The following is a 19,765-nucleotide window of genomic DNA, read 5'->3' as shown; positions in this document are numbered from 1 at the left end:
GCCCTTCCCGCCCTGTCAGCAGGCGAAAGGCCCAGTAGAGCAGCCAGAGCGACAGATAGCCTGCTACCGCACCGAACAACGCGTCCTGCAACGGCAATCTGTGGTCAAATGCATGGAGTAAGAGACCTGCCCACAACAGCGGCTGGGTCAGGCAGTCCGGGAGAAGCTGATACTGCCAGTCGATCATCGCCAGTGGCAGTAAAAACAGCGCGAGTAACCACAGCGAAAACAACCCCTGAACGTCCGGCATGCACCAGGCCGTAACGCCAAAAAACAGCGCCGAGAAAAGTTCGATCAAAAATAACCGCAGCGGGATGGTCGTGCCGCACTGGTGGCAGCGTCCCCGTAATAACAGCCAGCTGACCAGGGGGATATTTTCCCATGCAGCAAGCGTGTGCTGGCACACCGGACAGTGCGAGGCAGGAAAGAGCAGATTGCCGCTTCCCTCTTCATCCATCACGATCCCCGGCAGGCGCTCGGCAACAACGCCAAGAAAACTGCCCATAATCCCGCCCAGGATCGCACTCATTATCGGAAAACTAACCGGGCAGGCCTCCCTGATCAGCGAGAAGGTATTCATGCGTTTTTTGCCCAGGTGAGCTGCACCTGCGCTTTTACATCGCTGAGATGGTCAACCGGCGTAAGGTTTATTTTTTGCAATCTGACGCCGGAGGTTTGATTAATTTCGCGCAGCCAGTTTTTTAATTCATAAACATTTACCCGATTAACCACGAACGATAAAGTTTGTCCCTCCTGGCGCACGTCCGTCAGCGACAGGTTAATTTCATTGGCGCTTTTCTCGACCACCGTGCGTGGATTATCCGTTTTGACTAACTGAACCTGAAGATGATTTTTATCAATTTCATTGCGCATCCAGTTAAGCGTCTCTTTTTGTCTTTTAAGCGTCGATTTACTATTTTGAATCATATTATCCAAAGGGATGACTCCTGCGTAATACACCGCAGCCCCAAGCAGGGCAACGATGCAGAGTTTTAAAATAACTTTCTCCCGGGCGCTGTAGTTCTGGTAGCGTGATTTCAGCTGCGCGATTCGCTCTTTCATTTATGTTTCCCTGCGATCATGGCGGTATAGGGTTCGGTGGTTGAAACAGGCTGTAAGGTAAAATCGAAATTCTCACGGGTCTGGTTAACAAACGCCTGCAACGCGGGCTGGTTTTGCGCGCTGACGCTCAGCGTCAGCGTGTTTTGCTGCGCATCGTATTCCAGCAGATCGATTTCCATCGCAGGCACTGACTGCCGGGCGGCCGCCAGCTCGTCCAGCTGAAGGAAGATCCCCTTACTCTGTTTTTTGACGTTCTGACCAAAGTGATATTTGATATTGGTCTGGTGACGCATGCTGGGGAAATGGTGCTTATACACCTGGAGGATCTCCTCCTGTATCTGGTTTTCCTGCTGCACCAGCATCCAGGCCATCGCAACGCGCGGCCCCAGCAGCAGGCCAACGGACAGCAGGCCCGCAATCGCCACTGCGGCTTTCATGCTTTTCGCGACGCGCCCGTTACCGGCCTTAAGGCTGAATTCACCGTGAAGCAGATTCACGCGACAGGCCTGCCACTGCGGCTGGATCAGCACCAACGGATGCTGCCAGGGCTGGGCGATGTCGACGTCCACACCAGCAGGCGCTTCGCCGTAACAGCACACCTCCCCCTCTCCGGCCTTCTGCATCAGAAGCGGCAGCAGGCTCGCTTCCATTTCGCTGGCAACATGCGGTGATAAACGTAGCCAGTAGCCGTCGTCCTGAGCGACAAGAGTACTTCCGCCAGCCGTCACGGGCAGCAGCCAGGCATCCGGCAGCACCTGGATCACTTTTAACCCCGCCTCCTGACAGCGGCTTAACCACCCGCGCAGCAGATCGGCGTCTATCGCCACCGCATCAACCTCAGCGCCTTTTTTGTTCAGCACCGTCCAGTGGAGATTATCCACCTCGCCAATCAGCGTCTCTTCCGCCATCCAGGAGAATGCCGTCGCCTGAGAGGCGACTTTCTTCGGCAGCGTAAAATGGCGGAAGATCATGCTGCTGGCGGGCAGCAGCAGACAAACACGGGCCGCCAGTGGGTGGTCCGCCAGCGCGTCCAGGCTCTCCAGCGTCTCAACCTGCTGGCTGCCGGAGACACACCCCATTATTTTCCCGCCCTCGCGGTTATCGGGACGAACAAAAAGTACCTGTTTCATAGCGATCTACTTTTCTTATTCAATCATTCGGTAACGACGTTGCCACGTCACGATCTCACCGGCCTCGTTATTGACCTGAAGCTGGCTAACCACGCGAAGCGTTAATTCATCGGTATTGCCGGTATAGTTCACGCGGAAATACCGGCTGCTGATGGAGAGAAGCTCAGCCACCTGCGGGAGATCGTCTTTCAACTGCGGGAAGGTCTGCTCCAGCGCTTTGCTGAAGGTTTCCATATTTTCCCAGCCGGTTTCTGGACGCGAATCAATCAGGCGAACGGCATCATCTTCCGTTAATTTTCCGGGGAACAGGGCGGCCAGTAAGGCGGCCTGTTCCGGTTTCAGGGTGTTCACATCCACCTTGCTGGCAGAGTCCGGCAGCGCGCAGAGTAGCTTGCTCACCTTCGGGTATGCCGCTACCGGGAACGCGGGCAGCTGTTTGATCTCCGCAATGGTGCGCATCATCTGGTTCGCGGGCTGTCGGGCGGGCAAGACGCCCGCCCAGGCATCGCTCTCTGCACCGTCTTTGGCCGTCGTCGCGTCGCCATCGAGATAGTCCACCAGCTGTTGATACACCTCTTCTGCCGTAGTGTGGCTGATGCCGCTTTCCGTCAGGATCTGTTCAACAATCTGCTCGTTGCGCGGTTTTTCCGGCACGGCGGGCGCGTTTTGCCCCTGTGGTATTTTCTCTGCGGCCAGCAGGTTATTAACGTTAAAGCAGTCCTGCGCGTCTTCCACCTGGCTGACCACCGTGTAATCTTCGCCCCGCGTCTCCAGCGGCTGGTGCCAGTCGCCGTCAAGGTTCAGAGCCTTGTTTTCACCGGTGGCGTCGATCTGCAGGCGATCTTTCACCACCTTCTCCTGCGCCTGCATCGCCCAGCGCAACTGCTGCTGGCTGACCTGATAATGGGTTTTCTGCAGATTGCGACAGAACTGCTGGCTAATTTTGGCGGCCAGCGCCGACATCATGACCAGCAGGATCAGCACCACCAGCAGCGCTACCCCTTTCTGTTTACGTAATGCACTCATGATTTTGCTTCCGGTGCCGGCAGCGGCGCAGGCGCGGTCTCTGGCGCAGCGGCGGGCGCTGGCGCCGCCGCTTCAGGCATATCGCCCGGGGTCGTAAAGACCCAGCGCCAGGTATCGCCGTTTTCCATGGTCAGCGTCAGCTCCACGCCGTCCGGCAGATGCGCCGGGTCGCTCCAGCTTTTCTGCCAGCCCTGACGGTAAAAACGCCACTGCAGCGATTTCACCTCACTGACAATCGGCACTTCATCGGGCTTCGCGTCCACCGGGCCATCAATCATCGGCCAGACGTCGCGATACAGATACCCCTCTTCCAGGCGCCAGCGCACACGCTCCAGCTGGATCGTTCCGCTCACGCCATTCAGCGTGGTCAGCTCAAGCGCATCATCCACCTGACGAAACAGATCCGGCTCGTTACGCGGGGCGCGCGCCTGCAGCTGGTAGAAATCGCGCTCCATCAGATTCCAGGCCCGCTGCAGCTGATTGAGCTTCGCGGCGCTGGCGTCGGTTGCCGAACTGGTGCGCATTGCGCCGTCCAGAATTTGCCAGGCCAGGGTGCTGATCACCGCGAAAATGGTCAGGGCAATCATGATCTCCAGCAGCGTAAACCCGCGCTGGCGTCGCGTTTTTTTCACTTGCTCTCTCCCGGCGGAACGATCTGCAAAGCGATAACCGGCTGGCTGTCGTCCCCTTCCGCGTAGACGCGAATGGCGTTCGCCCAGCCGTTGTCGGCGGTTTTCACCCGCTGCTTGCGCCAGTTCCAACTGCGCCCGCCCATGATTTCCGTCCCCTGCGCCTCGGCGTCCGGGAAGTCGGTTTTCGTGAGCTGCGCTTCCGCCAGCTGATTTTCCGCCACCCAGCTGGCCTGCAGCGTGTCGGCCAGGCCGCGAGTGAAACGCACGTTCAGGGAGACCGAATTCATCAGCGCCAGCGCGGCGGTGGAGAAGATCACCAGCGCGACCATCACCTCCAGCAGCGTCATCCCCTTTTGCTTTTTGCCGTTAGCCATCGTTCTCTACCGATACAGGCGCAGCGCCTTGCGACACCACGCGGAAATGGTGCTGTTTGTCATAGCTTTGCAGCGTCAGCGTAAAGCGGCTGATTTCGCCGTCCGGTAAAAAAAGCACCTGCGGATCGGCGCTTACCGTGGCGGCAAGACGCTGGGGCGAGAGCGAAACGTGCATCTCTTCCGGGAAATCGCCTTTGGTGGTAATACGCCCGGCGGATAACGGCACCCAGTGACGTTCGCCGTTTTTATCCTCGAGCGTCACCAGCTGATAATTATCCGTCGTGATGACCAGCCCGACGATATTTCCGTCCATCACCGCATGGTCTGAACCATAATCAACGAGGGCTTTTAATTGCTGGCCAAATATATCCGCACCGCTGCGTGAGGGTATGGTTGACACCACCATCATGGCGCAGCTGGCAAATATCACCAGCGCCAGAATAATTTCCAGCAACGTAAAGCCGCGTTGTTTATTCATTATTTCTCTTTCTTATCCAGAGACCAGTTCGTAATATCATCGGCGGTATTGGCTTCACCGTCCGGACCGGCGGAGAAGACGTCCACCGCGCCGTGTTCGCCCGGGCTAACCAGAATATAATCTCCGCCCCACGGGTCCTGCGGCAGGCGACGGATATAGCCATCAGCGCGGTAGCCGTTCGGGATTGGCGCGATTTCAGGCTTGGTGACCAGCGCCTGTAAACTTTGCTCGGTTGTCGGGTAGCGGTGGTTATCCAGCTTATACATATCCAGCGAACCTTCGAGCGCGACAATATCGCTGGTTGCTTTTTGCGTATCTGCTTTTTCTTTATTGCCCATTAAGTTTGGCACTACCATGCTCGCCAGTACGCCGAGAATAACAATGACCACCATTAATTCGAGCAAGGTGAAACCCGCCTGACGCGCCAGGTTTTTACGTTTTAAAGCCATGATTTAACCTACCATATTATTAAGTTGCAGAAGCGGTTGTAATATTGACAGCACGATGAATAAAACAATCGTCGCCATGGATACCACCAGCGCCGGTTCAAATACCGACAGCGTTAATGTAATTCGATGCTGCAATGCCGATTCCTGGTTCTCCGCCGCGCGGTCCATTAAATTGCCTAATTCCCCGCTCTCTTCGCCGGAGGCAATCATATACAGCATGGTTGGCGGGAATAATTTCGCCTGTTCCAGCGCGGCATAGAGCGATGCCCCCTGGCGCACGGTATCCGCCGCCTGCTCCAGCACCTGCCGGGCATAGAGGTTTTCGATACCGTCCATCGCGATATACATCCCCTCCAGCAGCGGCACGCTGCTGGCCTGAAGAATGCTCAGGGTACGGATGTAGCGGGCGCTGTTGATGGCGCACACCAGCTTTTTGATCGGCGATCCGTTCACCAGCCAGCTGTGCCAGCGAAAACGGTTTTTGGCGTTTCTCAGCCAGGTCTTAAAGCCGACAAACCCGCCGCCGAGGATCCCCACGATGTAGATCCCATACGCCTGCAGAAAATCACTCACCGCAATCAGCGTGCGGGTGGTGATCGGCAGCTGCTGCTTCATGTGGGTGAACTGCTCGATCACCTGCGGCACCACCGCCACCAGCAGAATGCTGATGACCGCGATGGCGACCACGGTCAGGGTAATCGGGTAGACCATCGCCTGCGTCAGCTTGCTTTTCATCTTCTGGCGCTGCTCGTTGTACTCCGCCAGCTTCTCCAGCACGTCGCCCAGGTGGCCGGTTTTTTCGCCGGCCATCACCAGGGTGCAGTAGAGCTTGTCGAAGGTGCGCGGGAACTGGCTAAACGCGTCGAACAGCGTGTGGCCTTCCACTACTTTCTCGCGGATCTCCACCACCATCGCCGCCAGCTTTTTGTCCTCCGTCTGCTTCGAGATAGCCTTCAGGGCGCTCTCCAGCGGCAGCGCGGCGTTGACCAGCGTCGAAAGCTGGCGGGTAAACATCGACAGCACCGGCGTGGAGAGCTTTGCGCCGGTTTTCGCTTTACCGGACGCCGCCGCCTCGCGGGTTTCGTTGATGCTGACGGGCATCAGCTTTTGCTCGCGAAGCCACTGGCGAACCTGCTTTTGCCCCTCGGCCTGCAGCGTGCCGCGCTGGGTTTTCCCCGCGCCGTCCGTTGCGGTCCAGGCGTAGAAGGCCATTACGCATCCCCCCCACGCTCGGCGGTGACGCGCATCACCTCTTCCAGCGAGGTCACGCCGCTAATCACCTTCAGCAGCCCGTTTTCACGCAGGCTGTAAGCCTGCTTAAAGAGCTGCGTCTCGATGGACATTTCGTCCTTATCTTCATGAATGGCGCGGCGCATGGTGCTGTCCACCACCAGGAACTCATGAATACCGGCCCGGCCCTGATAGCCGCTCTGGCGGCAGTGTTCACAGCCCACCGCGCGGTAGATTGCTTTTGGCGGCGCGTCCATAAAGCTGAACAGCGCTTTTTCATTGGCATCCAGCGGACTGGTGGTCCGGCAGTGCGTACACAGCCGACGCACCAGACGCTGGGCAATGACGCCGAGCAACGATGAACCGATTAAAAAGGATTCCAGCCCCATATCCCGCAGGCGGGTTATCGCCCCTGCGGCGCTGTTGGTGTGCAGCGTAGACATGACCAGGTGACCGGTAAGCGACGCCTGCACCGCAATTTGCGCGGTCTCACCGTCACGAATTTCCCCGATCATCACCACGTCCGGGTCCTGACGCAGAATGGCGCGCAGCCCGCGGGCAAAGGTCATGTCCACACGCGGGTTAACCTGCGTCTGCCCCACCCCTTCCAGCTCGTATTCAATCGGGTCTTCAACGGTCAGAATGTTGCGTTCGTGACCGTTCAGCGCCGAAAGAATGGCGTACAGAGTGGTACTTTTACCGGAGCCTGTCGGCCCGGTGACCAGGATAATGCCGTGCGGGCGGTCAATCAGCCCTTTCAGCTTCTCCAGCTCTTCATCAATCAGGCCCAGCTTGTTGATGTCAGGCTTAAGATTGCTTTTATCGAGCAGACGCATCACCACGCGCTCGCCGTACTGGGACGGAATGGTCGAGACGCGCACGTCGATCGCCTTGCGACCAATGCGCAGGGAGATACGGCCATCCTGCGGCAGGCGCTTCTCGGCGATGTCGAGTTTTGACATGACCTTGATGCGCGATACCAGCAGCGGCGCGAGCTTGCGCGCAGGCTGCAGCACCGGGCGCAGCACGCCGTCAACGCGGAAGCGAATGCTCAGCGTGCGCTCAAAGGTTTCGATATGAATATCCGACGCGCCGTCCTTCACCGCCTCGCCGAGAATGGCGTTGATCAGGCGGATTACCGGCGAGTTTTCGTCGTTATCGAGCAGATCTTCGTTATCCGGGATCTCCTCGGTTAACGCCATCAGGTCGATATCGGCGTCCATATCGTCCACCAGCTGCTGCGAGACGCCGCTGCTCTGCTGCCAGATTTTGGCCAGCATCTCGTCAAACGCTTCCGGCGTGAGGGTGACCGGGACGAACGCGCGTCCCAGCACCCGGCGCACTTCCAGCAGTGCAAATGCCGGGGTGTCATCACGGATATAGACGTCATTGTTATAAAATAAAACGCCGTTATCTTTTGCGTAGCTGCTGCTACACAGTGTTTTACTCAGTTCGTCCACGTTGCCCCTCCGCCTTACTCTTTAAACGGATTGCGTGTCGCGCTGGTTTTCACCGGTGCGGCATGGGTGGCAGTCTTAGTGTCGGCAGACGGAAACGCGGGCAGAATGGCGTTATCCGCTGGCTCAATAATGCCGAGCTTTTTCTCCTCCACGCGCTGCATCTGGCGAACGCGGATCTGGTCATATTTCTCTTTCGACGCGGCGCTGTAGTTGTCGTCGTCACGCAGGACGGTGGTATGGATAAACACCATCAGGTTGCGTTTCGACGTGTCCTGCGAGGTGTAGCGGAACAGCTGGCCTACCAGCGGGATATCGCCGAGCAGCGGCACTTTGGAAACCGACTGCTTGGTGACGTTTTCCATCAGGCCGCCGAGCACCACCGTCTGGCCACTGTGGACCATCACTTCGTTATTAATGGTGCGAGTGTTGAAGGTTGGGCCGAGGCTGGCGTCTTCCGTCGCGCTGTTGTCAACGCTGGAAACTTCCTGCTCAATCTTCAGGTGGATCATGTCACCGTCGTTAATCTGCGGCACAATTTTCAGCTTGGTACCGACGGTCTTACGCTCAACGGAGTTAAAGACGTTGTCGCCGCTGGTGGTCTGCGAACCGGCAAGGACCGGCACGTCCTGGCCCACGTTAAACGACGCTTCTTTGTTATCCAGCGTGACCACGCTCGGCGTGGAGAGAATGTCGTTTTTACCGTCGGTGGAGAGCGCGGTCATCAGGGCGCCGAAGTCGCCGTTGAAGAAACCGGTCGCCAGGCCGGTGAAGCTTGCCCCCTTCATGGTGCCGTTTTTAATCTGGCTGATAGGCAGGCCGGTTGAGCCGAACTGCACGCCGCCGTGCTTGCTGGTCCACTGCACGCCGAGATCCAGGCCGTTACCGTCCTGCACTTCAGCAATGATCGCTTCCACCAGCACCTGCGGACGACGAATGTCGAGCTTGTCGATCACCTTCTCCAGGGAGTTCATCACGTTAGGCTGCGCGGTGATCACCAGCGAGTTCGTTGACTCATCGGCGCTAATATTCAGATCGCTGGCCGCCGTGGCGGTTTTCGACTTCGGCGCACCCGCCTTGTCTTTCAGCTGCTCGCCAATACCGGTCAGCACCGGAACCACTTTGGTGGCGCTGGCGTACTTGAGGTAGAAGACGCGGGTATTCCCCTCGTTGTTCTGCTCGCGATCCAGCTGATGGATCAGGGAACGGGTGCGCATGCGCGCATCTTCCGAACCGCTGATCACCAGGCTGTTGGTCTCGTCATCCGCTACCACCTTGGTGGCGAGCTGCGGCGCGTTCTGCCCCTTCTGCTCTTCGTTGTTGAGGTTGTTCAACATGTCGGAGAGCTCTTTGGCGGACGCAAAGCGCAGCGGCACGATTTCGCGACGCTGAATGCCGTCTCTGTCGACGCGCTGCACCAGATCCACCAGGCGGTTCACCACCGAGGCTTTCCCGGTTAACAGCAGGACGTTCGACGGCTCAAAATGCACCACGTTACCGATACCGGTGGCATCGTTCAGCTGGCGCAGCAGCGGCGCCAGCTCGCGCACCGGCACGTTTTCCATGCGCACGACGCGGGTGATGATCTCATCGCCCTTACCCGGATTTTTGCTGTCGGCCAGCGGGGCCCCGGCGGTGCGGGCTACGCTTGAGCGCACCACTTTGACCATGCCGTTGTCCATCGGGATGACAGACAGACCGTACAGATCCAGCACGCTCAGGAAGAACTGGTAATACTCATCTTCCGTCAGCACGTTATAGGTTCTGACCGACACCGTGCCCTGAACGGACGGGTCGACGAGAATGGTTTTGTTAAGATTGCGGCCTACCGTATCGATAAACTCGCGGATATCGGTATTTTTAAAGCTCGCGCTAAAGTTGGCTGCAAGCAGCGAACTGGAATATAACGACAATGCGGTCAGCGCCACGCACGCCCAAGGAAATTTCTTCATGTCTGTACACTTGTTAATTGTTTAGAACATTAACCCGAATATTTTCAAGGTGAGCGTGACGTCTGACGACGACCTCCGCTTCTTTCATTTTCGACCAGTTGGCAATAATACTTTTTGCCTTTGCTTCATCGGTCATATCGACAGAGTTGACTTTCACAGCCACGTCGCCCTTTTCCAGCCCGGAATGGCTGAAGAACGCTGAGGCATTCCTTGGATTGATGTTGTAGCCTTCCAGCTGGCCTTTTTCGATTACCGGTTTTAACACCAGATAATCATCCAGATGCACGCTTTCCGCGCCTGCATCTTTCGTCGATTTGGTTACCGGGCCGCTATCAACGCCGCCCTTAAAATAGTCAGGCTTATTTAACGCCAGTACCTGCGTAGCACCTTCGTAATTAACCACCACATTGTCTTTGTTAATTTCCTGAATAAAGGCATCGTTAAAACCGGTCAGCGGCTCGCCTTCGCGATAGCTGCGTTGGCCTGCCGGGGTTTTAATCACCGCAAAGGAGAGCCAGGCATCGTCACTGCTGACAATTCCTTCAATTTCCGCTGCCAGCGGGGCTTTCGCGGCAGCCGGTAAGTTATCCTGACGCACCGCAGCCGTGAACAGAGTAAATTTCTTTTCTTCACGACGATTTTTCAGCGGCTGTTCATCAGATTTAGCCAACTTATTCGTAACTTTTTTATAATCTTTAAACGTCAGATAGCCTTGCTGGCCGCAAAAAATTAACAGCACAAACATAATACAAGGCGTTATCCACCGTGACAGAAATGAGAACCTCATTTTTCATCTGGCCTTTAGCAAAGCGGAAATAAGCAGCGTCGGGCTGCGCCAATATGTGTGAAAAATAGTAATTAACTGCCGTAAATACGACCATCGACTTCGCCATTAACTTTAATAAAAAAAACTATTGACCAAAGAAAATCGGGATGTTAGGTCATTACAACTGGATATTTTTACCCTGTGCGCAAATTGACCACCCTGTAGCGTTGCTTTACTTTCTCGTCCTGTTGCTATTCCTAATCAGAGACGGTAAGTCGTTATGTATCAGAGCCACTTTAAATTTAAACAACCGCCATTCAGAACAATCACGGGTTTCTCCGGCGATTTTCTGGTGCCTTATCATCAGGACGTATTCAACCTGCTGAAAGAGAAAAGCCAGGTGGCGGGAATTATCGGGCTCTTTTGCAACGACGCACCGCTGCTGGGCCACTTCAGCGATGCGCTGAAGGCCAGCCTTCCTGGCGCCATTGCCATCAACGCGTTTCCTAAGCTGAGTGCCAGTAGCCTGCTGTACAAGCTCAACCCGGGAACGAATGAGAGCAAGAGCCGCATTCAGGCGGTGGATGCCGTGCTGCATCAGTGGCAGGGCGGAAAAAACCGCAGCAAAACCCTGGTCATCCGTCACGCGGAAGCGATGAAGGAGACCTGCCGTGAGGTGCTGGGGATGTTGCTTACGCGTGCTCAGGAGCTGGAGTTCCGTCTGTCCATCGTGCTGATGGGCAGCGCGGATCGGGAAGCCGCCCTCTTACACCCATCTGAACTTCGCGAATATGCCCATACCCGTCATACATTGCGTCCCCTGACCTGCCGGGAATTTCTCAGCTATGTGCAGACGCAGTGTGAAGAACACGGGTGCGAGAATTCGCCGCTAACCCCGGCGCGCGTGCGCAAGATGCACGCGCTGACCAAAGGCAACATCAGCAAACTGAATGAACTGGCGCACCTGTCAATGCTCGCGGCCTGGACCGAACGTGCAGCGCAGGTCAGCCCGCGTCATTTACGCCTGGCGGCAGGCGAGATCCTCCCGGCGAAGAAACACGGTAAGCGCCTGGCGACCGTGGGATTGTTCGCCTCGGTTCTGTTCGCCGCCTGCGGATGGTATTTAACCGCCTCAATCAATGCAAAACTGCCGATTCAGCTTCCCGTACCGGCGAGCTGGAAACAGCAGAAGCCAAAAGCCGACGCGCCCGTCGTACCGGTTATCGACAATGAAGTGGTTAATCAGCCGGATGCGATGCACCAGCTGTACCTGATGTGGGGGTATGACGCCTCCGCGGATGATGCGCTGTGTCAGAACGCCGGGAAGGTCAATCTGATGTGTAAACAGGGCAACGCGTCACCGGATGCGCTAGCACAGGAGGGTTATCCGTGGGTCAGTGAACTCAAAACCGGTAACCATCTTAACTACGCTGTTGTCGCCCGCGTAGGCGATGACTCGATGGATCTGCTGATGAATAACCGCACCTGGCAGGTGAGCCGCAGCTGGTTTAACCAGCATGCCACCGGTAACTTTACCCAGCTGCATCGCCTGACGCCGGAAGGCAAAGATGCCATCAGCGCCGCCAGCGATGCGAAAGACCTGGGCTGGCTGGATCAGGCGCTGAGTCTGGCTCTTGGCCAGCCTGAAACCCATGCTCAGACCTGGACGGCTGAGATGATGAAACGCACCCGCGAGTTCCAGCAAAAAATGCATCTGCATGTGGATGGCATTCCAGGGGAAGATACGCTGATGCAGTTAATGCGTGAAACCCATACCACGCCGAGCGTGTTGATTCAGGCCACGCATGCCACACCGGACGCCAACACGCAGGAGAAGCATTCCTAATGTCTACCATCTGTCTTGCGGCTCAGCGCAGCTACACTACCGGAGAGGCGGTCTGGTTTTCGTACCGCCTCCCCAGCCTGAGAAAAATTTGCGGTCATACCTTTTTATGGGTATTGGGTTTGTGCGCCCTAGTCATGGCAGGGCTGTACGCGCATATTTACTGGAATTTGCGCCACCCGGCCCCTGAACCGGTAAAAGCGAGCGTCGCTAAACCGGAAACGCAGCTTTCCGATATGCATTATGTGTACGTGAGTAAACCGTTCCCGCATCCTCATCCTAAACCGGCGCCGGTACGGGAAGAGATGCCGCCCATGCAGGATCTGCCGATAAGCACCGATGATGCTGACTGGCAACAGGCCCCTGACAGCACCGTGCCGCAGGATGCCGGGCACGATACCTCGCGTGATACCCTGCCGGGAACCGAGGCGCACGAAAACGCCACCGCGTCGTCGGGTAGTGAAGATGCTTCGTTAGCCGAATTGTTTAAGCAGGCGTTAAAAGAACAAGAGCAGGATTATTCTCAAGGCAAAATTCCCGCGCCGCCGGTTGACGAAACGCAGGATCAATCGCAAAGCAGTTTGTTGCATAACGATCACGTCCAGTCTCCTTTGAGTAAAAAAGGAGACCGGCTGGAGTAGTTAATATTTTTCAGGCAGCGTGGTGAGGTTAAGCAGACGACCTTTCTCCACCACAATATATTGACCTTTTTTCAGGTCGGAGAGGATTTTAATAATGGTACTGCGGGCCAGGTTTGTATATTCCTGAATATAGTCATAGATATTAATATCGCGCTGCTGGTGAACAATCAGCTCATTAATTTCGTAGAGGAATTCGCGGACCACAGAATAGGCGCTACGGGCGACCAGAACATCATCGCGTTTGCTCAGCAGGCAGATGTACCAGGAGAGCACTTTGGTCAATTCAGGCCACAGATTTTTCTCGGTCATAAGCTGCGCGAAGGCCTCTTTTTTGATGCTGCGTACCACGGTATTTGCGCGGACCAGGCCGTACATATGGGCTGACTGATAGAAAATAGCGGACAGGCCAAACACGCACTGTCCGGTGACGGTAAACATGCAGAGTTCGTCTGATTCACGACGGAATTCGACTTCGCCGCTGACGATAATATGAATATACTGAGAGTCAGCCGTGGAAATTTTCTGCCATTTCTTTAAGGTTTTCTCTTCAAAACCTTCCGTGGCAGAAATAATGGCTTCCATTTCAGGTTGTGGACGTAATTTTTTACCGTAAATGCTTAACATTGTTATACCCATTTAAGATTAGATTTATTAGACATAGCATGGCCGCGGTATTAAAACCGAAAACCAACAATCTTTTCCTGATGAAAGGCTCAAGGAGAAAATAAGAACGCCTGCCGCCAGCAATATTTTTTTGATTTACTTAGCAAGCTATGTGTCTATCTTAAATCCGGATAATTTTAAGTCAATTTACTAAAAATGAATTGAGTTTGTACTTAAGATTAATCTCAAGCACAAATAAGGGGAAAACGCGCATTCGGGCGCAAACCGAAGGTTTACCCCTGCCCGTATTTCTCTAAAAGGGCTTCTGCGATGGCCATCGTTTCCACATCCGCGACGCCGTTCCATACCTGCGGGCGATAGTGCATCTGGAAGGCGGTGATAACGCGTTGCTGCTGCTGATCCGTGGCGTTGTCCGGCACCTCATAGCCATAGCGCATCAGCAGATCGAGCAGGGCTGCACGATCTACCTCCTGATAGCGCGGACGACCATTGATATAGAAGTTCACGCGCCCGGCATCGGGCCAGGCCCCAATCCCCTGCTTCGCCAGCGCCTGCCAGGGAAACAGCGGGCCGGGATCGTCCTTACGCTGGGGCGCGATATCAGCATGCGCCACCACGTTCTGCGGTTTGATGTCGTACCGGGCGATAATGTCTTTCGCCAGCGGGATAAGCGCCGCGATTTGCGCGGGCTCAAACGGGGCGAAAACTTTCACACCGTCGCGCTTCTGCCAGCCGCGGTTCTCCAGCTCAATGCCTACAGACGTGTCGTTGATGCGGTTGGTGCCGCGCCAGAAGCTGATGCCCGCATGCCAGGCCAGCTCGCTCTCCGGCACCAGCTGCCAGATGCGCGGCTTCCCGTCCGGCGTCGGCGGTTTTGCGGGGATGAGATAGTGGGAGCTGACGTTTTTGTCCGTCAGCGTGGCCAGCGAGGTATCGAAGTCGTCGGCGGTGTAGTGGATCACCAGCACCTTTATGCGCGGGTAGGCCGCCTGCGCCTGATGGCGGGTATCCAGCTCGTAGGCACCTTTATCAACAATGCCTTTTTCCTGGGCGCATCCTGCCAGCAACATCGCCAGCAGGAGCGTTGAAAGCGAGCGCTTCATCGACGGGTTTTCACCGCCGTGCCGCTTACGCTCACCATCAGCATGCTCGAATCTTTGCCGACGGTTTCATAATCAATATCGATTCCTACAACGGCATCTGCACCCAGCGCTTTGGCCTGCTCGCCCAGCTCCTTAAACGCAATTTCGCGCGCTTTACGCAGCTCTTTTTCGTACGCGCCGGAGCGTCCACCGACGATGTCACGAATCCCGGCAAAGAAATCCCGGAAAATGTTCGCGCCCAGAATCGCTTCGCCGGTGACCACGCCGCAATACTCGGTAATGGTCTGTCCTTCCAGGGTTGGCGTTGTTGAAAACTGCATACTTTCTCTCCTTCTTTAGCGTTCAATGCGTTAGCAACAGCATTATCGGTTCGTTACGCTATGATTGAAAGGATAGTTAATAAATAAGGAAATCAACATGCGCTACTCTGCTTTAACACTTTTAGTGCCCTGCGCGCTGGTGCTCAGCGCCTGTACTACCACGGTCACGCCAGCCTTTAAGGATATCGGTACCCGCAGCGGCCCCTGCATAGACGGCGGCCCGGATACCGTGGCGCAACAGTTCTATGATTACCGCATTCAGCATCGCGGAAATGATCTCACCGCCCTGCGCCCGTACCTGAGCGATAATCTTGCAAAACTGCTCAACGATGCCACTCGCGATCCGCAGCATAACGCCCTGCTGAAATCCGATCCGTTCTCCAGCCGCACTACGCTGCCGGACAGCGCCGAGGTGGCCAGCGCGTCAACCATCCCGAACACCGATGCGCGGAACATTCCGCTGCGCGTGAAGCTGACCCAGGGAACCCAAACCTGGCAGGACGAAGTGCTGATGATCCGTGAAGGCCAGTGCTGGGCGGTGGACGATGTGCGCTATATCGGCGGCAGCGTTCATGCCCCGGCCGGCACGCTGCGCCAGTCGATTGAGAACCGCTAGATCATTAGTGATAAAAATGTTACCCCCGTAAAATGTCCGGCATTTCACGCGGAATGCCGACATTTATACTCGCCGACCTTGCCGTTCGCTATTTTGTGCTATGTTTAAGAGGAAATGCGGGTTATATTTAACTTTTAACGCAGAAATATTGCATAACTATTCTGTCAACGGTACTATCTGCGGCCTCAATTGCTATAGATTGCCTGGATGAGTAAAGACTGCCCCGATGAGTATTAAACTAAACGGCATTAACTGCTTCTACGGCGCACACCAGGCGCTGTTTGACATCACGCTGAACTGCCCGGAAGGCGAAACGCTGGTTTTACTTGGCCCAAGCGGTGCAGGCAAAAGCTCCCTTCTGCGCGTCCTTAATCTGCTTGAAATGCCCCGTTCCGGTACGCTGGCTATCGCCGGTAACCATTTTGATTTCGCGAAAACCCCGTCAGATAAAGCTATACGCGAACTGCGTCAAAACGTCGGCATGGTCTTCCAGCAATACAATCTCTGGCCGCACCTGACCGTGCTGCAAAACCTGATTGAAGCCCCGTGCCGCGTGCTGGGGTTAAGCAAAGATCAGGCCATCGCGCGTGCTGAAAAGCTGCTGGAGCGTCTGCGCCTTAAGCCCTACAGCGACCGCTATCCGCTGCACCTCTCAGGGGGTCAGCAGCAGCGCGTGGCGATTGCCCGCGCGCTGATGATGGAACCCGCGGTACTGCTGTTTGATGAGCCTACCGCGGCGCTGGACCCGGAAATCACCGCCCAGATCGTCAGCATCATTCGCGAGCTGGCGGAAACCAATATTACGCAGGTCATTGTTACCCACGAAGTGGAAGTGGCGCGTAAAACCGCCAGCCGTGTGGTCTACATGGAAAACGGGTATATCGTTGAGCAAGGTGACGCGAGCTGCTTCGCGAACCCGCAAACCGATGCCTTCAAAAACTATTTATCTCATTGATTGTGTCAGGGGGAATATAATGAAAAAAGTATTACTTGCCGTGCTGCTTGCTGGCGTTACCCTTTCCGCTACCGCAGCCCAGACCATTCGTTTCGCCACGGAAGCCTCCTACCCTCCGTTTGAGTCCATTGATGCGAACAACAAAATTGTTGGCTTCGACGTAGACCTGGCAAACGCCCTGTGTAAAGAGATCGACGCAACCTGTACCTTCAGCAATCAGGCGTTCGACAGCCTGATCCCAAGCCTGAAGTTCCGCCGTATTGACGCCGTCATGGCCGGTATGGACATCACTCCTGAGCGCGAAAAGCAGGTGCTGTTCACCACCCCTTACTACGACAACTCCGCCCTGTTTATTGGTCAGAAAGGTAAATTCACCTCTGTCGATCAGCTGAAAGGCAAGAAAGTCGGCGTGCAGAACGGCACCACGCACCAGAAGTTCATCATGGATAAACATCCGGAAATCACCACCGTTCCGTACGACAGCTACCAGAACGCGAAGCTGGATCTGCAGAATGGCCGTATCGACGGCGTATTTGGTGATACCGCTGTCGTGACCGAGTGGCTGAAAGCCAACGACAAACTGGCGCCAGTGGGCGACAAAGTGACCGATAAAGATTACTTCGGTACCGGTCTGGGGATTGCCGTTCGTCAGGGCAACACCGAGCTGCAGCAGAAATTCAACGCTGCGCTGGAAAAAGTGAAGAAAGACGGCACCTACGAAACCATCTACAAAAAATGGTTCCAGAAGTAATTCCTGATGAATGAAATTTTTCCTTTAGCAAGCGCCGCCGGGATGACCGTCGGCCTTGCCGTTTGCGCACTGATTATCGGCCTGGTGCTGGCGATGTTCTTTGCGGTGTGGGAATCAGCAAAATGGTTCCCCGTCGCCTGGGCGGGCTCCGCGCTGGTCACCGTACTGCGTGGGCTACCGGAAATTCTGGTGGTCTTGTTCATCTATTTCGGCTCCTCGCAGCTGCTGCTCACGCTGTCGGACGGCTTCACGATCAATCTTGGCTTTGCGCAGATACCGGTGCAGATGCAGATTGACAACTTTGACGTCAGCCCGTTCCTCTGCGGCGTGATTGCCCTCTCCCTGCTCTACTCCGCGTACGCGTCGCAAACCCTGCGCGGTGCGCTGAAAGCGGTACCGCAGGGGCAGTGGGAATCTGGTCAGGCGCTGGGCATGTCGAAAGCAGCGATCTTCTTCCGTCTGGTGATGCCGCAGATGTGGCGCCACGCCCTGCCGGGCCTGGGTAACCAGTGGCTGGTATTGCTGAAAGATACCGCGCTGGTGAGCCTGATCAGCGTGAACGATTTGATGCTGCAAACCAAAAGCATCGCCACCCGTACTCAGGAGCCATTTACCTGGTACATCGTGGCGGCGGCTATCTACCTGGTAATCACGCTGCTCAGTCAGTACATCCTCAAGCGTATTGACCTGCGTGCGACGCGCTTTGAACGGAGACCAGGCTGATGCTTGAATATTTCCCGGAGTTGATGAAAGGGCTGCACACCAGCCTGACGCTGACCCTGGCGTCCATCATTGTGGCGCTGATCCTGGCGCTCATCTTCACCATCATCCTGACGCTGAAAACGCCGGTGCTGGTGTGGATCGTGCGCGGCTACATCACCCTGTTTACCGGTACGCCGCTGCTGGTGCAGATCTTCCTGATTTACTACGGTCCGGGCCAGTTCCCGTCACTGCAGGCGTATCCGGTTATCTGGCACCTGCTCTCTGAGCCGTGGCTCTGCGCTCTGATTGCCCTTTCGCTGAACAGCGCGGCCTATACCACCCAGCTGTTTTACGGGGCGATCCGTGCCATCCCGGAAGGACAATGGCAGTCCTGCGGGGCGCTGGGCATGAGCAAAAAAGACACGCTGGCGATCCTGCTGCCCTACGCCTTCAAGCGCGCGCTCTCCTCTTACTCCAACGAAGTGGTGCTGGTGTTTAAGAGTACTTCTCTGGCCTACACCATCACCCTGATGGAAGTGATGGGACACGGGCAGCTGCTGTACGGGCGCACCTATGACGTGATGGTGTTCGGCGCGGCTGGCGTGGTCTATCTGGTGGTGAACGGTCTGCTGACGCTGATGATGCGACTGATTGAGCGTAAAGCGTTAGCGTTTGAGCGCAGAAATTAATCACGCGAGTGCATAAAACGCAATTACCAGAGCGGATAACCCGATGGCTTATCCGCTTTTTTTTATACTCGACATAATATTTAATCATATTTATTGCATATAAATTCATTAACTGGCATTGTACATCCATGCCGCAGACACGGCGCATAATGACAAGATAGACAGACGGGAGCATTACAATGAAAAAGTTAGTTCTGGCCGCACTACTCGCCACCTTCGCCGCTGGCGCATCCGCTGCTGATAAAATCAATTTTGGCGTTTCGGCCACCTATCCGCCGTTTGAATCGCTGGACGCCAGCAATCAGATCGTCGGTTTCGATATCGACCTGGCGAAAGCCCTGTGCAAGCAGATGCAGGCCGACTGCACCTTTACCAACCATGCCTTCGACAGCCTGATCCCGTCGCTGAAATTCAAGAAATACGATGCGGTGATCTCCGGGATGGACATCACGCCGGAGCGCAGCAAGCAGGTGGCGTTCACCGACCCGTACTACGCCAACTCGGCGGTGGTGATTGCGAAGAAAGGGGCTTACAAGTCCTTTGACGAGCTGAAAGGCAAACGCATCGGGATGGAAAATGGCACCACGCACCAGAAATACCTGCAGGACAAACATCCTGAAGTGAAAACCGTGGCCTATGACAGCTACCAGAACGCGATTATCGACCTGAAAAATGGCCGTATTGACGGCGTATTCGGCGACACCGCGGTAGTGAACGAATGGCTGAAAACCAACCCGCAGCTGGGTACGGCAACGGAAAAAGTGACCGATCCGCAGTACTTCGGCACGGGCCTCGGCATCGCGGTACGTCCGGATAACAAAGCCCTGCTGGAAAAACTGAACGGCGCGCTGAAGGCGATTAAAGCAGACGGCACGTACCAGAAAATCAGCGAGCAGTGGTTCCCGCAGTAATCTCTTTTTGCCGGGTGGTCTGGCCTACGGGGGTGGTCTGTAGGCCGGGTAAGC

The 19,765-nt window shown here is 55.7% G+C and carries 23 protein-coding genes; 8 read left to right on the top strand and 15 right to left on the bottom strand.

Going from position 1 to position 19,765, the window contains the following annotated elements:
* From IM273_RS04195 to gspC, 12 genes are all read right to left on the bottom strand, one after another.
* On the bottom strand, window positions 1-580 hold a 580-nt coding region (locus tag IM273_RS04195; protein ID WP_193055535.1), incomplete at its 3' end, for an A24 family peptidase.
* Window positions 577-1,062, bottom strand: a complete 486-nt coding sequence (gene gspM / locus IM273_RS04190; protein WP_045261799.1) for a type II secretion system protein GspM — start codon at window positions 1,060-1,062, stop codon at window positions 577-579. The genes IM273_RS04195 and gspM, both read right to left, overlap by 4 nt.
* Window positions 1,059-2,192, bottom strand: coding sequence for a type II secretion system protein GspL (gene gspL / locus IM273_RS04185; RefSeq protein WP_100170544.1), 1,134 nt, complete (start codon window positions 2,190-2,192; stop codon window positions 1,059-1,061). Before gspL ends, gspM begins: the two co-directional genes overlap by 4 nt.
* A gap of 15 nt (window positions 2,193-2,207) precedes the next feature.
* Window positions 2,208-3,218 (bottom strand): type II secretion system minor pseudopilin GspK, encoded by a 1,011-nt coding sequence (gspK, locus tag IM273_RS04180; RefSeq protein ID WP_193050383.1) that lies wholly within the window; start codon window positions 3,216-3,218, stop codon window positions 2,208-2,210.
* Window positions 3,215-3,850, bottom strand: a complete 636-nt coding sequence (gspJ, locus tag IM273_RS04175; protein WP_193050381.1) for a type II secretion system minor pseudopilin GspJ — start codon at window positions 3,848-3,850, stop codon at window positions 3,215-3,217. Before gspJ ends, gspK begins: the two co-directional genes overlap by 4 nt.
* Window positions 3,847-4,224, bottom strand: a complete 378-nt coding sequence (gene gspI / locus IM273_RS04170; protein ID WP_193050379.1) for a type II secretion system minor pseudopilin GspI — start codon at window positions 4,222-4,224, stop codon at window positions 3,847-3,849. The genes gspJ and gspI overlap by 4 nt, the downstream gene beginning before the upstream one ends.
* Entirely contained in the window at window positions 4,217-4,702 is a 486-nt protein-coding gene (gene gspH, locus IM273_RS04165; protein WP_193050377.1) for a type II secretion system minor pseudopilin GspH, read from the bottom strand. The genes gspI and gspH overlap by 8 nt, the downstream gene beginning before the upstream one ends.
* Window positions 4,702-5,151, bottom strand: coding sequence for a type II secretion system major pseudopilin GspG (gspG, locus tag IM273_RS04160; RefSeq protein WP_193050375.1), 450 nt, complete (start codon window positions 5,149-5,151; stop codon window positions 4,702-4,704). Before gspG ends, gspH begins: the two co-directional genes overlap by 1 nt.
* Window positions 5,152-5,154: 3 nt before the next feature.
* Window positions 5,155-6,363: a type II secretion system inner membrane protein GspF gene (gspF, locus tag IM273_RS04155; protein WP_045261802.1), complete on the bottom strand. Its 1,209-nt coding sequence runs from the start codon at window positions 6,361-6,363 to the stop codon at window positions 5,155-5,157.
* Window positions 6,363-7,841 carry a type II secretion system ATPase GspE gene (gene gspE / locus IM273_RS04150; protein WP_006809432.1) on the bottom strand — a complete coding sequence of 493 codons (1,479 nt, stop codon included), beginning with the start codon at window positions 7,839-7,841 and terminating at the stop codon, window positions 6,363-6,365. The genes gspF and gspE overlap by 1 nt, the downstream gene beginning before the upstream one ends.
* A 14-nt stretch (window positions 7,842-7,855) precedes the next feature.
* On the bottom strand, window positions 7,856-9,790 hold the full coding sequence (gspD, locus tag IM273_RS04145; RefSeq protein WP_048959671.1) for a type II secretion system secretin GspD: 1,935 nt from the start codon (window positions 9,788-9,790) through the stop codon (window positions 7,856-7,858).
* Between the two features lie 13 nt (window positions 9,791-9,803).
* Window positions 9,804-10,535: a type II secretion system protein GspC gene (gene gspC / locus IM273_RS04140; RefSeq protein WP_136343043.1), complete on the bottom strand. Its 732-nt coding sequence runs from the start codon at window positions 10,533-10,535 to the stop codon at window positions 9,804-9,806.
* 301 nt (window positions 10,536-10,836) lie between these two features.
* On the opposite strand from gspC, the gene IM273_RS04135 reads away from it, so the two are divergent.
* Window positions 10,837-12,402 (top strand): ExeA family protein, encoded by a 1,566-nt coding sequence (locus IM273_RS04135; RefSeq protein WP_193050373.1) that lies wholly within the window; start codon window positions 10,837-10,839, stop codon window positions 12,400-12,402.
* Entirely contained in the window at window positions 12,402-13,040 is a 639-nt protein-coding gene (locus IM273_RS04130; RefSeq protein ID WP_045630960.1) for a hypothetical protein, read from the top strand. The genes IM273_RS04135 and IM273_RS04130 overlap by 1 nt, the downstream gene beginning before the upstream one ends.
* Here IM273_RS04130 and IM273_RS04125 read toward each other — a convergent pair whose 3' ends face one another.
* The 3 genes from IM273_RS04125 to IM273_RS04115 form a co-directional block, all read right to left on the bottom strand.
* The gene (locus IM273_RS04125; RefSeq protein WP_028012518.1) at window positions 13,041-13,664 is read right to left on the bottom strand and encodes a helix-turn-helix domain-containing protein; all 624 of its coding nucleotides are present in this window, start codon (window positions 13,662-13,664) and stop codon (window positions 13,041-13,043) included. It lies immediately after the preceding gene.
* Between the two features lie 272 nt (window positions 13,665-13,936).
* Entirely contained in the window at window positions 13,937-14,767 is an 831-nt protein-coding gene (locus IM273_RS04120) for an N-acetylmuramoyl-L-alanine amidase (RefSeq protein ID WP_045630959.1), read from the bottom strand.
* Window positions 14,764-15,087 carry a heavy metal-binding domain-containing protein gene (locus tag IM273_RS04115; protein ID WP_028012516.1) on the bottom strand — a complete coding sequence of 108 codons (324 nt, stop codon included), beginning with the start codon at window positions 15,085-15,087 and terminating at the stop codon, window positions 14,764-14,766. Before IM273_RS04115 ends, IM273_RS04120 begins: the two co-directional genes overlap by 4 nt.
* 97 nt (window positions 15,088-15,184) lie before the next feature.
* Here IM273_RS04115 and IM273_RS04110 point away from each other — a divergent pair, with 97 nt between their 5' ends.
* The 6 genes from IM273_RS04110 to artJ all read left to right on the top strand — a co-directional run bounded on the left by IM273_RS04110 (window position 15,185) and on the right by artJ (window position 19,711).
* On the top strand, window positions 15,185-15,703 hold the full coding sequence (locus tag IM273_RS04110) for a lipoprotein (RefSeq protein ID WP_028012515.1): 519 nt from the start codon (window positions 15,185-15,187) through the stop codon (window positions 15,701-15,703).
* A gap of 226 nt (window positions 15,704-15,929) precedes the next feature.
* Window positions 15,930-16,658 (top strand): arginine ABC transporter ATP-binding protein ArtP, encoded by a 729-nt coding sequence (artP, locus tag IM273_RS04105; RefSeq protein WP_008500030.1) that lies wholly within the window; start codon window positions 15,930-15,932, stop codon window positions 16,656-16,658.
* A gap of 19 nt (window positions 16,659-16,677) precedes the next feature.
* On the top strand, window positions 16,678-17,409 hold the full coding sequence (artI, locus tag IM273_RS04100) for an arginine ABC transporter substrate-binding protein ArtI (RefSeq protein WP_008500032.1): 732 nt from the start codon (window positions 16,678-16,680) through the stop codon (window positions 17,407-17,409).
* Window positions 17,410-17,415: 6 nt separating this feature from the next.
* Window positions 17,416-18,132 carry an arginine ABC transporter permease ArtQ gene (gene artQ, locus IM273_RS04095; protein WP_028012514.1) on the top strand — a complete coding sequence of 239 codons (717 nt, stop codon included), beginning with the start codon at window positions 17,416-17,418 and terminating at the stop codon, window positions 18,130-18,132.
* On the top strand, window positions 18,132-18,800 hold the full coding sequence (gene artM / locus IM273_RS04090) for an arginine ABC transporter permease ArtM (RefSeq protein WP_193050371.1): 669 nt from the start codon (window positions 18,132-18,134) through the stop codon (window positions 18,798-18,800). Before artQ ends, artM begins: the two co-directional genes overlap by 1 nt.
* A gap of 179 nt (window positions 18,801-18,979) precedes the next feature.
* Window positions 18,980-19,711 carry an arginine ABC transporter substrate-binding protein ArtJ gene (gene artJ, locus IM273_RS04085; RefSeq protein WP_015571008.1) on the top strand — a complete coding sequence of 244 codons (732 nt, stop codon included), beginning with the start codon at window positions 18,980-18,982 and terminating at the stop codon, window positions 19,709-19,711.
* Window positions 19,712-19,765 lie beyond the last annotated feature (54 nt).

This window comes from Enterobacter cloacae complex sp. P13B, assembly GCF_014895915.1.
Taxonomy (GTDB): domain Bacteria; phylum Pseudomonadota; class Gammaproteobacteria; order Enterobacterales; family Enterobacteriaceae; genus Enterobacter; species Enterobacter bugandensis.
Note: the sequence above shows the minus strand (reverse complement) of the source record. Positions and strands in the feature narration are given on the sequence as shown.

What these genes read in the sequence shown, in the direction of transcription:
- IM273_RS04115 (WP_028012516.1), bottom strand. Translation starts at nt 15,087, where the DNA reads ATGCAGTTTTCAACAACGCCAACCCTGGAAGGACAGACCATTACCGAG.
- gspM (WP_045261799.1), bottom strand. Translation starts at nt 1,062, where the DNA reads ATGAAAGAGCGAATCGCGCAGCTGAAATCACGCTACCAGAACTACAGC.
- artQ (WP_028012514.1), top strand. Translation starts at nt 17,416, where the DNA reads ATGAATGAAATTTTTCCTTTAGCAAGCGCCGCCGGGATGACCGTCGGC.
- artM (WP_193050371.1), top strand. Translation starts at nt 18,132, where the DNA reads ATGCTTGAATATTTCCCGGAGTTGATGAAAGGGCTGCACACCAGCCTG.
- artI (WP_008500032.1), top strand. Translation starts at nt 16,678, where the DNA reads ATGAAAAAAGTATTACTTGCCGTGCTGCTTGCTGGCGTTACCCTTTCC.
- IM273_RS04120 (WP_045630959.1), bottom strand. Translation starts at nt 14,767, where the DNA reads ATGAAGCGCTCGCTTTCAACGCTCCTGCTGGCGATGTTGCTGGCAGGA.
- gspI (WP_193050379.1), bottom strand. Translation starts at nt 4,224, where the DNA reads ATGGCTAACGGCAAAAAGCAAAAGGGGATGACGCTGCTGGAGGTGATG.
- gspF (WP_045261802.1), bottom strand. Translation starts at nt 6,363, where the DNA reads ATGGCCTTCTACGCCTGGACCGCAACGGACGGCGCGGGGAAAACCCAG.
- artP (WP_008500030.1), top strand. Translation starts at nt 15,930, where the DNA reads ATGAGTATTAAACTAAACGGCATTAACTGCTTCTACGGCGCACACCAG.
- IM273_RS04130 (WP_045630960.1), top strand. Translation starts at nt 12,402, where the DNA reads ATGTCTACCATCTGTCTTGCGGCTCAGCGCAGCTACACTACCGGAGAG.
- gspG (WP_193050375.1), bottom strand. Translation starts at nt 5,151, where the DNA reads ATGGCTTTAAAACGTAAAAACCTGGCGCGTCAGGCGGGTTTCACCTTG.
- gspD (WP_048959671.1), bottom strand. Translation starts at nt 9,790, where the DNA reads ATGAAGAAATTTCCTTGGGCGTGCGTGGCGCTGACCGCATTGTCGTTA.
- artJ (WP_015571008.1), top strand. Translation starts at nt 18,980, where the DNA reads ATGAAAAAGTTAGTTCTGGCCGCACTACTCGCCACCTTCGCCGCTGGC.
- gspC (WP_136343043.1), bottom strand. Translation starts at nt 10,535, where the DNA reads ATGTTTGTGCTGTTAATTTTTTGCGGCCAGCAAGGCTATCTGACGTTT.
- IM273_RS04125 (WP_028012518.1), bottom strand. Translation starts at nt 13,664, where the DNA reads ATGTTAAGCATTTACGGTAAAAAATTACGTCCACAACCTGAAATGGAA.
- gspH (WP_193050377.1), bottom strand. Translation starts at nt 4,702, where the DNA reads ATGAATAAACAACGCGGCTTTACGTTGCTGGAAATTATTCTGGCGCTG.
- IM273_RS04135 (WP_193050373.1), top strand. Translation starts at nt 10,837, where the DNA reads ATGTATCAGAGCCACTTTAAATTTAAACAACCGCCATTCAGAACAATC.
- IM273_RS04110 (WP_028012515.1), top strand. Translation starts at nt 15,185, where the DNA reads ATGCGCTACTCTGCTTTAACACTTTTAGTGCCCTGCGCGCTGGTGCTC.
- gspL (WP_100170544.1), bottom strand. Translation starts at nt 2,192, where the DNA reads ATGAAACAGGTACTTTTTGTTCGTCCCGATAACCGCGAGGGCGGGAAA.
- gspK (WP_193050383.1), bottom strand. Translation starts at nt 3,218, where the DNA reads ATGAGTGCATTACGTAAACAGAAAGGGGTAGCGCTGCTGGTGGTGCTG.